A 14,627-nucleotide genomic window follows, 5' to 3' on the forward strand; every position below is an offset into this window, starting at 1 on the left:
AAGTTTCATGCTCAAAAAGGTTACGATAAGTCTGTTCTGAGAAACAGCCATATCTGCCCAATTGGAGGAAGTTTATACGATCCGGGATGGCCATGAATAATTTCATGGTGTCCATGAACGTTTTTTCAAAAGGTTTTTGTATATTCGCTACTGATTTGAGAGCCGACAGGCACTCGGATTGGTATTGCATAAGGAGTGTTTCTTTAGTCATAATCAGAAGAGTTCAGAGACTTCTAATTTACTAAGAAATAACGAATCATGCAATACTTTCATCCTTTATTATCAGCATGTTAGCTCTCCTTTTTCAGCACATTTCTTCATGCTTAACCATTCGTTTTTGACAACATTTCAATGACCTCTTTAGTGTTTCCGAACCAGCTTTTGCCGGTTCTGTTGTTTAACTTTTAATCTTTCGGTAAAAATTTACCGAAGTATTGTATTAAATACTTTTTAGTAATATATCAAATAAAATTTGTATCATTGATGCTTCAATAATCACAGGTAGTACTTATTAAGTATACACATAAAACTCTCTGTTTTTGTATAATCCGTAGACATCAAGATAGTATAGTAAAATATATATCGATCCTCTATATTAAAATTTTTAAGTTTGGTATAATCATAAGAATCCATAACCATATATTCTACAATCCCTTCTCCTTCAAATCGTTCAAAAAAAAGGAGTTCATTTTCTTCCATAAAATCCTTCTTTACATTTGTCATCCTTCCCAATGGCACACCTCCAACCAGAATATTGCCTTTAAAATAAGTCTTGGGATTATCTTCTTTCATACTTTTTACTAAATCTCGCAAATCATCGTCATTTGCAAGTTCCAGTGCTTTGCCAATTGTCAAATTCCAACGAATATCCACCATCATCACTGTTTGAATGCCATCCCTCAATTGGGTACTGACCATTACTCCCCAGTCATCCCAGAAGTAAGTTATATACTCATGAAAGAAAGCCTTTCCTTTATACGTACGTGTATAAGGTTCACCGAAGATCTCCGTCACCTCTTCAATATTCATTCCCGGCCAGAACTCTTTGCCGTTATACGATATTTTATCGCCGTCGAAAATAAACAGATGCTCGGTGTTTACCCCCATTTCTTCCAGTTCCGAGCGGCTGTAGCGAGTGCCATACAGACCGTCCGTTCTTTCTCCACAGGCTGTTAGCGTGAAGAACAATACTATAAGATACACTGACAGGTTGATTTGTATTTTCATGACAACTATGTTTTAATCAAGGTGGCTTATGTACTTTTCATATTCAGGACCTTCGTACGGTGGGTCACCAAAACCTCGTGAACTAATGGCAATATCAAAGTGTGATATATCATTTCCGTCATCAGACTTTTTGATTTTATAGGTATAATATTTTTCTCTGCGGTGTATAGGCGCTTTGGTGTAGTCCCAGTCATGCAAATGACAATAGTAAAGTAGAGGGAACGGATTGTTATTGAATTTCAGATTTGTTTTTTTCAGAAAATCATCAATGTGCATACTTCTACCCAAAACCGCTCCACCGACAACTATTTTACCAGTAAAATACTGGCGTGGACAACGGTTCTTTAGCCATTTTATATTGTCCTCGCTTATAGCTCCGTATAAATCTATATTCCAGTCAATCAGCATCCTGCTTACAGGGGCACTGTTTTTTCCGCTTTCATCGTCTGATACCATAGTGATTCCCATAGAATCCCATATAAATATTCCGGGTTCCGCAAGACGTTCGTAATGTCCGAATATCTCACACAGTTCTCCTATTGTCATTCCCGGCGTGAACGGCTTGCCGTTGTAGGTCATTGTCGTATCTGTAAATACAAACAAGTGCTTCATATTCACCCCCTCTTTTTCGTAGTCTATAGGCGGTTCTTCCGGCAGATGTTCTTCCAAAAAACTGTTTGTCTTGGCCATCAGCGTATCTACTTTGCCCAAAATGTTATCTATGCTTCCCATCGTCTTTTGGTGGTTGTAGCTGCACCCTGTACAGGAGCTGAGCGCGGACAGGCAAAGCAGTCCGAAGAATAGGGTAACGGCTGCCGAAGCGGGGAGGAATGGATGCTTGTTCATATTATTGTGATTTATAGTTTTACATTTATTATTTCTGAAAGTTCTTATTTTTAGACCAATTTACCAAGTATTGATATCTTCCATTCTGTCCTGATCTGCTTCCTGTTTGTCATTGTTCTTGTATTTCTCAAAATTTGGTATATTCTGCAATTCTTCCTCCTCCATATATAGTTGAATGAAGCGGGCGAATTGTCTGGCAGCGTTTATACCGCCTGCAATACCCAAAGATATTCTGCCTAATGTACGTTGAGGGTTGGCTATTACTATTTCTTCTTGTCCTTTTCCGCTGAAAGTCTTCGCATAATAGTTCCCACAGAGTGTGACAACAAGCTGATTATATGGATATATTTTCTTCTTTTGAAATATGAATTTACTGGATATAGTGACTGTTTTAGTTTCGCGATTAAAAACAATTCGTTGCCAAGGCTGTAAAATGGCATTTACTCCTACTGTTATTAAAATTATCTCAAATTCAATAAGTAATAATGCAATTACATAATTTTCGGTTAAAACTTTTGAAGGAGTAATATCCCCTCCCCAAATAAGTATTAATAATATAAAGAGAGAGATTATTAAGGAAAAAACTCTCTCTAATATATGATCATTATCAATTATAATTTGCTTATCATCAATTTTGTCAAATTTAAATTTATTACCTGTTAAATCTTTCCAATAATCTGGTATAGTTATATATTTAAGTTCTATGTTATTTTTCAATGAAATCTTAGGATATAGATTCCAAACAGCTTTTGAAATCATATATACACAAAAGCAAAACACCATATTAATGGCTAACAATCCAAGTGCCAGATTAATAAAAGTAACCTTTTGATGATAATTAAAGAATGCTATAAGAAAAGTAATTAAAGACCATGAGAAAGCTGATGCAAATAGAACACTCTGCCACTTTCTTTTATGCCATTTCTCTTTTCTCATTTCGGCTTCCTGACACCCGGTATCTCCTATTATATTCTTGCGATGTTGCCAGTTTTTATTATTTTCGGATTTCATGATTGTATCTGTTTTAGTTGATTTCCCATATCTCTTTCCGTTTTCATTCTACATCTACATTTATATACTTTTCATATTCAGGACCTTCGTACGGTGGGTCACCAAAACCTCGTGAGTTAATGGCAATATCAAAGTTTTCAATATCATTACCGTCTTCAGACTTCCTGATTCTATAGGTATAATATTCTTCTCTGCGGTGTATAGGCGCTTTAGTGTAGTCCCAGTCATGCAGATGACAATAGTAAAGCAGGGGGAACGGATTATTATTGAATTTCAGATTTGTTTTTTCCAGAAAATCATCAATGTGCATGCCTCTGCCCAAAACCGCTCCACCGACAATCATTTTACCCGCAAAATACTGGCGTGGGCAACGGTTCTTTAGCCATTTCAAGTTTTCTTCGGATAGAAAATCATCTAATTCTATATTCCAGTTAATCATTATTCTGCTTACAGGGGCACTGTCTTTTCCGCTTTCATCGTCTGATACCATAATGATTCCCATAGAATCCCATATAAATATTCCGGGTTCCGCAAGACGTTCGTAATGTCCGAATATCTCACACAGTTCTCCTATTGTCATTCCCGGCATGAACGGCTTGCCGTTGTAGGTCATTGTCGTATCTGTAAATACAAACAGGTGCTTCCTGTTCACCCCCTCTTTTTCGTAGTCTATAGGCGGTTCTTCCGGCAGATGTTCTTCCAAAAACCGGTCTGTTTTTTTCATCAGTGTATCTACTTTGCCCAAAATGTTATCTATGCTTCCCATCGCCTTTTGGTGGTTGTAGCTGCACCCTGTACACGAGCTGAGTGCGGACAGGCAAAGCAGCCCGAAGCATAGGGCAACGGCTGCCGAAGCGGGGAGGAATGGATGTTTGTTCATATTATTCTTTGATCGTTGGTTTAAGAAATGATTATTCAATACAAAGAAACCATCGTTTATCTATTGATATACTTTAAATCATAACGGGAATCAATTTATTTGTTCCTTTTTTCATGCTTAAATGAAGTTCTATATATCCATATTTTATGTATGAACTATTTTTTTCATCTCTTAAAAATAGCAAAGCAGCGGGAAAGCCACCATGTTTTTTCGATTTTAAAGAAATACTTTTTCCGTCAGTTGAGAATACCATTCTATATTCTTCAATCGGTTGTAATTCATTTACAGAGTACTTATTAATAACATCAACATTACCTTTCCAGTCTCTCTCTATGTCTTTTTGAGATTGATACAAAGTAACACCTATTTCTTGGTAAGTAGGCCAAAAATATTCCTTCAATTCGTTTATCTTTTTTTCGGCAATCATTTGTCTTACTCGCTTATATTCTTCTACCACTTTCTGTTCTATATTGGGTATTTCACGCAAATCGACATACTCGTCCCATGTTGTGATTTCGTATGGCACTTGTGCATCAAACTCTTTTTCTATTTCAATCTGCGGTAACCCTTCTTCGGGAATCTCTATTTCTGGTAATTCAAATACCTTATGCCATATTCTGTTACCCATACTATCCAGTTTCTCTGTAAAATCATAATATCCAATTTCCAGTCTGAAAGGTTTATCATTAACTATAGTTTTCCTACCCGGAAATGGTTTCAGACTGATTGATATACTCTGCTTGCCGGATTTGAATATTACCGGATTTATAGCTATGGATGTTTCGCCGATATTTACAGGTTCTGTAACTTCTGCTGATATATTATCGTTTATTCTTAGTTCGAACAGACACCCTCTGTTTCCGTATCTCGCATAATAAACAGGTCTACTTTCATTTTTGTAAACCATAGAGTCCACCTGTATTTCCATACCTGATTCAGGAGCGAATGTACCGTCTTTCTTTTGTGCTTGAGCGCATCCTGCAAGGTTCATGCCCAGCATCGTTATAATCATTATCGCTTTTAGTTTCATACTGCTTTTCATTTTCATATCTTTAATTTTTTAGTTGCTGCTTCAAAGTTATACCGCCACCCCTAAACTCCCTTTTTCGTTTTCCGATTATTCTTTGCTAACCGTTCAAAGTAGAAATAAAGTAGCATCCGTTTTTTAACCTTGAGTGCTCATAAAATAGAATTTATATCATAAGAGGAATCAGTTTATCAGTCCCTTTTTTCATCCCAAGATGTAACTCAATATATCCATATTCAAATTCAATTCCATTGTTTACTTTTTGGAGAAAAAGCAAAACACTTGGGAATCCACCATATTTATTTGATCGTAAAGATACGCTCCGACCATTACTGGAATATACGATGCGATAATCTTCTATTGACTGAAGCCCACTTGTAGCGTATTCCTTTATAATATTATGGGTACTTTTCCAACTTGTCTCAATATCTTCTTTTGTTTGATATATGGTAATTGCAAATTCTTGATAGGAGGGCATAAAATATTTCTTTAGCTGCTCTGAATCTTTCTGCGCTATTAATTTTCTGACATATTCATACTCTTTGACGATTTTTTGCTCAATATTAGGTATTGTTCTTAAATCAACGCAATCATCCCAGTAAGTATATTGATATGGTACATTTGCTTCGAACTCGCCCTTCATATCAATATATGGCAACCCTTTTTCCGGTATTTCAATATCTGGAAGAGTAAAAACTGTATGCCAAATTCTTTCTCCCGACTCATCTACTTCTTCTGCAAAATCATAATAACCAATTTCCAAGCGAAACGGCTTTTTATTACTTATGACTTCTTCTCCTTTTATGGGCGACAAATGGACTTCAATAGTTTGCTTCCCTGATTTAAATATTGCAGGATTAACGGTTATCAGAGCTTCACCTATATTAGTCGGATAGGTTATTTCTGTCATCAATATATCATTTACTCTCAATTCAAATAAGCAACCCCGATTACCATATTTGGCATAGTACACAGGTCTGCTTTCATTTTTGTAAACATAAGAGTCCACATTTTCTTTGGGTACATTACCAATCTCCTTGACATTCGAGTGCTCTTGCTTATTTTGAGCATTGGAGCATCCGCCAAGCCCAAAACTAAGTAATCCCATAATCAAAAGTGTTGTAATATCCATAATTGTTCTCATATTTGATATTTGAATTTTCGCAATATTTTTTAATTAACTCTCTCTATAAAAAGCTATGCATTACTCAGACGGTGCTTCCGGAGTCGGGTCAAACTCCCTTTCCGCTTTTACCCACGGAAGAGGTTCTGTTCTTGCCTTAGCCACGGAGTATTCCGGAATACCGGAAGTCGTGGTGAAAAGCTGGTACCTTCCGTACATTTTCTTTAAGTCTTCTTTCTGTTCTCTGGTAAGTTCTGTTACACCCGGATTCACCCTGCCTTCCGCATGGTAACCGCAAGATAAACAGACAAGTCCTATGATAACCAGTATTTTCAGTTTCATATTAAAATTCATTTTCATTGTTTCATTTCTGTTGATTTTTAGTTTACTTGATATATTTTACCTCATCCGTTTCACTGTCGCATAGGAAACAGTCGGTCAATACCGTATTGTCCGGGATTACGATGGATTCTATGAACAGGAAATCTGACATTTTACAACAGAAGGGCTTGTCTGCTTGTATTCTTACATCCAGACACTTTGAAAGTCAGCGATAACAGTCCTAATGTTAAAATCTTGTTGTTCATACGCTATGTTATTTAGTGTTATTTCTTGATAATTTACTGGATAAAGGTATCAAATTACATTGAATTATAGCAATATAATCCTATATTTTTCATCTTATATATTTTCCTTTCTTTAGAGGATAAATAAACGGTAAAGACAGTTCTTTTGCGAATGAAATTGTCGCTATACTATAATCATGACTGATTCTTATTGACATTGATAAAGGGAAATCTTCACACCAATATTCAATGACTGGATACAACGCTCCATCCTCAGCGAAGTCTGTTTCTGAAGCAAGGTCAATATAATCAGATATAGAAGCGTAACCTTCACATTTTTCTTTTTGCTTTTGGTGAATCTTTTGCGAGGACAAGGCAAAATATATTCTTCTGTCATCAATTTTTCTGATTATGAGTTCTTGAGATATGGTGTCATTTTTATAATACAACGTGTCTATCTTACTCCTGACTGCACACGGCGAAAATGAAGATAAAAACATCAGCTTTTCAGACAAATCATAGGTAATTATCCTGCTCTCCAAGTCGCGGTATTGTCTGTCGAAGATTTCTTCATTATAAGCAGCCATAACAAAATTATTATACTTATTTGAATAGACAAATTGGGCTTTGAAACTATTGAATATTCCTGGCAAAGTTATTAATACAAGAATTAAAAGTGTTTTCAGTTTCATACTCAAATTCGTTTTTATTATTCTATTTTTTTCGTATCTGTTTGTGCATAGCCGTTGAAACCTAACATTGCAACGAGCAGGACAAGAATCATTGATTTCATATTATGTGTATTATTGGTTTTCTATATTTATGTACTTTTCATATTCAGGACCTTCGTACGGTGGGTCACCAAAACCTCGTGAGTTAATGGCAATATCAAAGTGTGATATATCATTACCGTCATCAGACTTCTTGATTTTATAGGTATAATATTCTTCTCTGCGGTGTATAGGCGCTTTGGTGTAGTCCCAGTCATGCAAATGACAATAGTAAAGTAGAGGGAACGGATTGTTATTGAATTTCAGATTTGTTTTTTTCAGAAAATCATCAATGTGCATACTTCTACCCAAAACCGCTCCACCGACAACTATTTTACCAGTAAAATACTGGCGTGGACAACGGTTCTTTAGCCATTTTATATTGTCCTCGCTTATAGCTCCGTATAAATCTATATTCCAGTCAATCAGCATCCTGCTTACAGGGGCACTGTTTTTTCCGCTTTCATCGTCTGATACCATAGTGATTCCCATAGAATCCCATATAAATATTCCGGGTTCCGCAAGACGCTCGTAATGTCCGAATATCTCACACAGTTCTCCTATTGTCATTCCCGGCATGAACGGCTTGCCGTTGTAGGTCATTGTCGTATCTGTAAATACAAACAGGTGCTTCCTATTCACCCCCTCTTTTTCGTAGTCTATAGGCGGTTCTTCCGGCAGATGTTCTTCCAAAAATCGGTCTGTTTTTTTCATCAGTGTATCTACTTTTCCCAAAATGTTATCTATGCTTCCCATCGCCTTTTCGTGGTTGTAGCTGCACCCTGTACAGGAGCTGAGCGCGGACAGGCAAAGCAGTCCGAAGAATAGGGCAACGGCTGTCGGAGCGGGGAGGAATGGATGCTTGTTCATATTATTGTGATTTAAAATTTTGTATATATTCCCGCAAAGCCTATTGTTTATCATCTCGGCATTTGGTAACCTACCATGTATTCTGCTCCACAGAAGCGGCACTGGTGGCGTGCCTCGTGCAAGCCTTCGCCCGAGCCGGTGGCCGGCTTTACCATATGATAATCTTCTGTGCGGTGCAGAGTGAGGTGGTGACATTCGGGACAAAGCTCGTAGCCTTCTTTGGTGAGAGGCATACGCAGCTTGAACCGTTCGCCACAGTCCGGACACTCGCAGACGAGGATATAGGCTGTTTTCAGTTTGAGTTCGAGCCGCTCGCCGTCGGTGAGGAGCGGCAGATTCTCTTCTCCAACAGGCAGGGGCATGGAGTGTACTTTCCTTCCCATACAGTTGGGGCAGGGATAGTGGCGGCGCAGCAGTCTGATTTTCTGCAAACGATGGTAGTGTATTGCCGCCAGCACGGCGGGCCATACGGGGAAGAGCCATAGCATGGCCACTAATGTGCGTACCGTAAACGGACGACGGGTGGCGAGCAGTTCGAGGGCGGCTTCCGAAGTATCGGATTTGAGACATAGTTTGCGACGCATTACTCCAAAGGTAGCAAGGTTTATCAATAAAAGTGTAATCCGTCCTGTCCGTGAATCGAAGATGGAAAGGTAAACGGGTATCGCAGTCTCTTCCAGCCACGATTTCTGTGGAAGGATAATTCCTTCCCGATGTTCCGGTGCCGTTGTAGAAGAATGAGATACACCTGCCATCAACAGAAACAGAAGTACGCCCGCTATCCGGCGGTAAGAGCGTTGGGGGTTATCTTCCCGATAACGGCTCGTCTTGCTGCTGTTTACCTTCAGCAGCAGGAGCAGTAATGCCGAAAAGACCGCTATGGCGATGAGGGCGAACAAGGCGAGCAGCACGAACCCTGCCGGGTCGTAGGTACAACCTATGCCCGTAACCGACATATCGCCGAGAAGGAGAAAGATGCCTGCCACTACCGACACTTGCAGGGCAAAGCAAGGCAGTACGATTGCATAGAGAAAAAACTCCGGCAGATGGGCGTTTTTTACGAAACGCCAACACCGTTTCCACAGACTTGAATGGGCGGATGGAATATCTGTATTCTGTTTCATGAGGTGATTTAGTTTTTGGTTTCACATCGGATGTTTCACGGAGAGCGGACCACCAAAGGGGCGGACTACCGGGAGAAGAGTACTTCGGGTTTTCCGCCGCCCATCGGATAACGCACCTTGAGGAGCGGACGGTCGGCAGCGGTGTCGGGGAGGTAGATGTACAGGGCGTCGGCTTCCGTGTAGGTCTTGTACCAGCGGTACATGAGGGGACTGTCGTCCGGCTCTACGGGTTTCGACAACTGCCGGATGTCTTCATCGGTGAGGAAGGACAGAAATTCCCGCCGCTCTACGAGGGAGTCGATGTATTCCTCCACGTGCTTGTCCAATTCGTTGCTCAGGGAGTCGGCGGCGGCGTCGGTGTAGCGGTCCATCAGGGCTGTGGCGCAACGGTCTATTGTCTCCCAATCGGGCTTCATGTCTGCCTTGACATACAGGCTGCCGATTCCTGCGCCGCTCAGGAAAGCGACATACGACACGACATCATCGCCGTAGCGGTCGTGAAAGCAGGTCATTGCTTCCAGATAATCGCCCTTGAACTCTACAGCAGCTTCGTATCCCTTCTTCACCCATTCGCGGTACAGCTCCTTGTAGTTCTTTGAGTTGGCGTCCTTCAGTTCGTCCTCCAGCCGGCGCCCCACTAACTCGCCTGCCGTTTCGTGGAAGTGCCGCAGCTCTTCTTCCGTAGGCTGGTAGTGCGGGCGGGCGGCAAGCTCCAGCGCTTGAGGCGTGATGCCGAGCGAGTCGCAGTTCTCTTCCTTATACGTGATGCACCATTCTCCGAAGCCCATGTGCGGATTCCGGTACCATTGCAGCAGTCCTTTGCCGCCGAACGCATATCCCCCTCTCCAGCTCATCGGCTTTTGTCCCTTTATCGGGATGATTTCCAGCTTGCCTATCTGCTTGTTATACTTCATGTCGTATTCGAGTATCACATCGCCGGGCGCAGACTTGAACAGTTTGAACTTCACGCCATCGAACTCGTATTCCTTTCCTTCGGGCAGCAGCGGGATGCGGATGTACTTCCAGCGCAGGGGCGGAAGCAGTTCCGCTTCGATGCTTCCTTCGATGTCGGCAGAGCGCGATTTGTTGGTGCGGAACGACAGAGAGAACTTCTTTTCTAGCGGGGACATGTAGAGCATGGCAGAGCCGAGCAATTTCAGCGTATCTCCTTCCGTGTTCCGCAGGCGGGACAAGAGGTTGAACCGCATGTTTCCGAACATCTTGATGGAGGCAATCTTCTGCTCGTAGGGATTGTCGGAGGAGAGGTTGTCCGGGATTTCGTCTGCTTGGTTCCAGTTCTCATCCGGGTCATATACTCCGTCAAGCGCCAGCCTGCCGGAAACCGCATAAGTCTCGTCCTCCCCCAGCCGGGCATGGGTCATCCAGTCTTTCAGGGGAGCCGGGTCGAACTCGCCTCCGGTTTCCTCCCACGGCAGGGGTTCGGTTCTTTCTTTCGCCTCCTTGCCTTCCGGAATGCCGGGCTTTATGTCGGTGAAAGCTTGATACCATTTGTACAAATACTTCAAGTTGTCTTTCTGTTCTTTGGTAAGTTCCGTTACGTTGGAGTTCCGCCCCGTCTGGCAGCTTCCCAATGCGGACACGCTCAATAGTGCCATAATGATAAGTGTTTTCAGTTTCATCTATTTTGTTATGTTTTTGAGTAGTTTCTATTTTACTAATTTCCCATTTTTTAATTTTGGGAAGCTTTAATTCATTTGATATATTTTACCTCATCCGTTTCACTGTCGCATAGGAAACAGTCGGTCAATACCGTATTGTCCGGGATTACGATGTATTCTACGTTTTCCGGAGCGAAGAGTTTGAACACAAACTGTTTTTTCCAAAGACCGACTAATACTAAATCGTTTGGATTTTCATATTTTATTTCATTCTTCTGACAATACCATGATACTCTTGTGTAACAATGTATTATTCCGTGCTTCATTTTTGTCAGTCTTTGCTTAAATTCATCCGTACCGTATATATATCCCATATAAGCGTCTGTTACAAGGGATATACTGGGATATATCGGTTTTGGGAAACCTGCCGCCTTTCTGCGCAGGAAGTCTTTCTCGCGGTAGGGGTCGAACGCTTCGCCTTGCGGCAGCGGGCGATTCTTGTCCATATAGAGTACATAGAATGGCCACCAATCGGAATCATATTCTGCAAGAACAGGTATGGCTGCTTTAGTTCGCGGATGTAAAAAACAAAACCTAAATGCAAGGTTCATAGTACCTTTTGAATATCCCGGAATGACCTCCGAGAAAGGAACAGTACAACGAGGAAAGAACAGATGGCGTGGAAATGTTACAGTACCGTTCATCCTGTCCAGTACAAATCTACGCTTATGTGCAAATACTTGGCTGACCAGCAGAATAAATGGAGCTAAAATAAATGCTCCACTGAATGGAGGCCAGTAAATTTCACTGTACGGGTTGTCTATTTCTTTGCAGAACAAGAATAGCCCAGTGCATAAAATAGCTGCTCCGATACCTATCAGAAATCCGCGTATTTCAGAAGGTGTAGTGAAAATAAGAAATTGGTCATCTGCCCTTTCCACCTTGTAGAAATCGGCAATTTCAGTTGTCAATACGGCTGGGAACGGATATATGATATGTTTTACTTTTTCTCTTTTCCCACTCCATATTCTCATTGCTATTAATAAGAATATAGTTATAACTCCCAATAGTGCCAAAAAAATTGTTCCTGATATAAACACTATTAATAGTTTTCCCCATAAATATTCAAAAAACAGGAATTTCCGGGCAGGGTAATGTTTGATAAGATAATCTATTCCGGAAAGACATATTCCAGAAATTGGAAATGTGCATAATAGAACTAAGATTCCGGCTATAATTCTGATTGTAGAGGGTCTGTTAATGTCTGTTTTTGGTTCCATATCTCTTTCCGTTTTCATTCTACATCTACATTTATGTACAAATTGTTCAAAAATCAAAAGAGTTGTGGCGGTAAGATGTATGTGTACGGTGAATCTTATGCCCTACGATGTATTTAGCACCGCAGTATTTACATTCATGACGCGCTTCCTTCAGTCCTTCGGAGAATTCAGTAGGAGATTTCACCACAGTGTATGCTTCTTTCCGGTGTAAGGTGATACCTTGGCAATCCGGACAATATTCATAGAGACCTGTTGCAAGAGGGATGCGCACTTTCACCTTTTCTCCGCAGTCGGTGCAGGTGTACACATGGATGCAGACGGTTTGCAGATTGAGTTCCATTCGTTCCTGTGGGGTGAAGAGCCGGGCATCTTTCTTTATCTCCTGTGCCGACATCTCGCGCAGGGTCTCTTTTCCGCATTTCGGGCAAGTGCGGCTCTGGCTGAGTATCTGTTTGCGTAATCTCAGTCTGTACCATAGCATCACAGCTGCAATGGCAGGCCATACGGGAACCAGCCACAGCAGACCGATGAGGGTGCGCCAGGCAAATGCCTGCTCCGTGAGTTGCTGTTCCAAAGCAGTGGATGCCGTTTTGCCTTTGGGTTGCAGGTAATTTTTCAGTCCTTTCCATGTCAGCCAGTTGAGGAGAAGAAGGGAAAGAAGGGAAAGGCTTCCCAATATAAGCAAAGGTAGTGTGGTCATTGTTTGCCTCCTTTCTCGTTGGTTTCTTCGATGCGTCTGTAAGAACGCTCTATGTCTTCTAAAATGTATGCGTCCAGCTTACTGCCGTTGAACTTGAACAGGAAGGCCAGAAGTCCCATATATCCGAAGGTGAACAGGGCAGCACTCAGTACCAGCATCGCCACGTCGCTGAACGCTGCTTCGGAAAACAACCAAGTGAAAAGTGTCATCCCTGAAAGGCTGATGCACAGGGTGGATGCAGCCAGCAGGGCGAGTGTAAGGAATGGGATGAGCATCATTCCTATGAGGCTCCGCCACATTTCTTTGCAGAACTTGGGGTGATGACCGGTGAGGGCAAACCCGAAGAGGGAGCAGCCTGCAGCGGTGAACAGCACAACGAACAGTCCGAAAAATGCCCATGCCACCCACTCCTGCCAGGATCCTGCGGCAAGCATTCCGCCGAGGTCTGTCCAACGGTTGTTTTCATCACATACGATTTGCCATAAGTAATACAGCACAGAGATGAAGCCTGCTGTGGAGAGGATGACGAGAACGGACGGCAGGCAGCCTGTCGGCTTTTTGCGGTACTGGCGTATCCGCAACAGTATCAGCATGGAGAACAGCAGCTGGACAGCTATAAGGATATAGAGCCCCGAACCGGTCATTGTTTGTTGTTCCATAGGCATGTGTTTTTAATGGCTTGTTGCCGATTGGTGATGTGGCAAATATAGAGAATGATTCTTTAGTATGCTTATAGATGGATTTATTTTCACCGGAATGTGTTGTAGAATATGTTTGAACTTGCTTTCTCGCGGTGTTCTCGTATCCCACATTTTTGTCATTTTCATGTGATTTAAAATTAGCTTATTATAGCCTGTTTCTTATTTCTTGAACATTTTTCTCTCCAATTTTTGCAACTCCATTGTTGCCTCAATGTAAGGGCCATCTACTTTGATGAGTAAATCTTCAAATTCTTTTTTTGCCCGGAAGAGCTTTACGACATCCTCGCCTTCCATGAACAGTCCGATATATTCGTCATCTGGTTTCCAAAGATACACGGGTATGTCCTTGCCCTTTGATACCATCGAGTTTATCAGAATCTTTTTAAGTTCGTCTTTACCTGTTTCTGCTTTCTGCAGGGCAGGTTTACCATATTTCTGCCTGGCAGTTTCTACCAGTTTTTCGAAGCCTGTTTTATTCATCTTCGTTTCGCAGGCCATCGATATTAATTTGCTTTGTGCATTGGTTATCAAATTCAGTTTTCCAAAATCGGTATCACAAAAAGTTGTTTTCTTGGTAGCAAGACTGTCCATACTTATATAATATACTAAAATCGGATATTTCTCAGTCCGCGAAACATACATGTCTTTTGTGTATTTCACATAGCGATAGTTTACTTCTTTGCGGGTCTCTTTGGGATTATCGAAATCAATATATGGAGAGCAAAAACGTTCCACATCGATGTCATAGTCCGGGTTATCCATGTTGATAATCTGTTTGTCTGATTGTGCATGGGCTGTTGCGCCGAATAAGCATAAAAATGCTGTCAATCCAATGATGATAAGTGTTTTAATTTTCATATTCCTTGTATTTTCCACTGCTGCA

General features: G+C 41.3%; 15 protein-coding genes and 1 pseudogene. All 16 read right to left on the bottom strand.

Annotated features, from left to right (window positions below; translation table 11 throughout):
• Positions 1-211 (bottom strand): annotated as a pseudogene (locus BACCOP_RS14465) (hypothetical protein); the annotation flags it as partial.
• A gap of 284 nt (positions 212-495) precedes the next feature.
• Positions 496-1,227, bottom strand: coding sequence for a DUF7738 domain-containing protein (locus BACCOP_RS14470; RefSeq protein WP_007570403.1), 732 nt, complete (start codon positions 1,225-1,227; stop codon positions 496-498).
• Positions 1,228-1,239: 12 nt separating this feature from the next.
• Positions 1,240-2,073: a DUF7738 domain-containing protein gene (locus BACCOP_RS14475; protein WP_148315593.1), complete on the bottom strand. Its 834-nt coding sequence runs from the start codon at positions 2,071-2,073 to the stop codon at positions 1,240-1,242.
• A gap of 60 nt (positions 2,074-2,133) precedes the next feature.
• Positions 2,134-3,084 carry a hypothetical protein gene (locus tag BACCOP_RS14480; protein WP_007570407.1) on the bottom strand — a complete coding sequence of 317 codons (951 nt, stop codon included), beginning with the start codon at positions 3,082-3,084 and terminating at the stop codon, positions 2,134-2,136.
• Positions 3,085-3,127: 43 nt separating this feature from the next.
• Positions 3,128-3,964 carry a DUF7738 domain-containing protein gene (locus BACCOP_RS14485; RefSeq protein ID WP_085960434.1) on the bottom strand — a complete coding sequence of 279 codons (837 nt, stop codon included), beginning with the start codon at positions 3,962-3,964 and terminating at the stop codon, positions 3,128-3,130.
• Positions 3,965-4,037: 73 nt separating this feature from the next.
• Positions 4,038-5,012 carry a hypothetical protein gene (locus tag BACCOP_RS14490; RefSeq protein WP_007570411.1) on the bottom strand — a complete coding sequence of 325 codons (975 nt, stop codon included), beginning with the start codon at positions 5,010-5,012 and terminating at the stop codon, positions 4,038-4,040.
• 145 nt (positions 5,013-5,157) lie between these two features.
• The gene (locus BACCOP_RS14495; RefSeq protein ID WP_007570412.1) at positions 5,158-6,135 is read right to left on the bottom strand and encodes a hypothetical protein; all 978 of its coding nucleotides are present in this window, start codon (positions 6,133-6,135) and stop codon (positions 5,158-5,160) included.
• Between the two features lie 60 nt (positions 6,136-6,195).
• A complete protein-coding gene (locus BACCOP_RS14500; RefSeq protein ID WP_227994603.1) occupies positions 6,196-6,456 on the bottom strand; it encodes a hypothetical protein in 261 nt (86 codons plus the stop codon).
• 334 nt (positions 6,457-6,790) lie between these two features.
• Positions 6,791-7,372: a hypothetical protein gene (locus tag BACCOP_RS14505; RefSeq protein WP_007570416.1), complete on the bottom strand. Its 582-nt coding sequence runs from the start codon at positions 7,370-7,372 to the stop codon at positions 6,791-6,793.
• A gap of 111 nt (positions 7,373-7,483) precedes the next feature.
• A complete protein-coding gene (locus BACCOP_RS14510) occupies positions 7,484-8,320 on the bottom strand; it encodes a DUF7738 domain-containing protein (protein ID WP_235776969.1) in 837 nt (278 codons plus the stop codon).
• Positions 8,321-8,370: 50 nt separating this feature from the next.
• Positions 8,371-9,276 carry an FmdB family zinc ribbon protein gene (locus BACCOP_RS14515; RefSeq protein ID WP_227994606.1) on the bottom strand — a complete coding sequence of 302 codons (906 nt, stop codon included), beginning with the start codon at positions 9,274-9,276 and terminating at the stop codon, positions 8,371-8,373.
• A gap of 233 nt (positions 9,277-9,509) precedes the next feature.
• Entirely contained in the window at positions 9,510-11,084 is a 1,575-nt protein-coding gene (locus BACCOP_RS20710; protein WP_007570422.1) for a hypothetical protein, read from the bottom strand.
• A gap of 71 nt (positions 11,085-11,155) precedes the next feature.
• Positions 11,156-12,097: a hypothetical protein gene (locus BACCOP_RS14525; RefSeq protein ID WP_227994607.1), complete on the bottom strand. Its 942-nt coding sequence runs from the start codon at positions 12,095-12,097 to the stop codon at positions 11,156-11,158.
• A 292-nt stretch (positions 12,098-12,389) separates the two neighbouring features.
• Complete coding sequence (locus BACCOP_RS14530) at positions 12,390-13,043, bottom strand: hypothetical protein (RefSeq protein WP_007570426.1); 654 nt, start codon at positions 13,041-13,043, stop codon at positions 12,390-12,392.
• Positions 13,040-13,702, bottom strand: a complete 663-nt coding sequence (locus tag BACCOP_RS14535) for a hypothetical protein (RefSeq protein WP_227994608.1) — start codon at positions 13,700-13,702, stop codon at positions 13,040-13,042. Before BACCOP_RS14535 ends, BACCOP_RS14530 begins: the two co-directional genes overlap by 4 nt.
• A 201-nt stretch (positions 13,703-13,903) precedes the next feature.
• Positions 13,904-14,602: a hypothetical protein gene (locus BACCOP_RS14540; RefSeq protein WP_007570431.1), complete on the bottom strand. Its 699-nt coding sequence runs from the start codon at positions 14,600-14,602 to the stop codon at positions 13,904-13,906.
• Positions 14,603-14,627 lie beyond the last annotated feature (25 nt).

Source organism: Phocaeicola coprocola DSM 17136, assembly GCF_000154845.1.
In the GTDB taxonomy this organism is placed as follows: Bacteria; Bacteroidota; Bacteroidia; order Bacteroidales; family Bacteroidaceae; genus Phocaeicola; species Phocaeicola coprocola.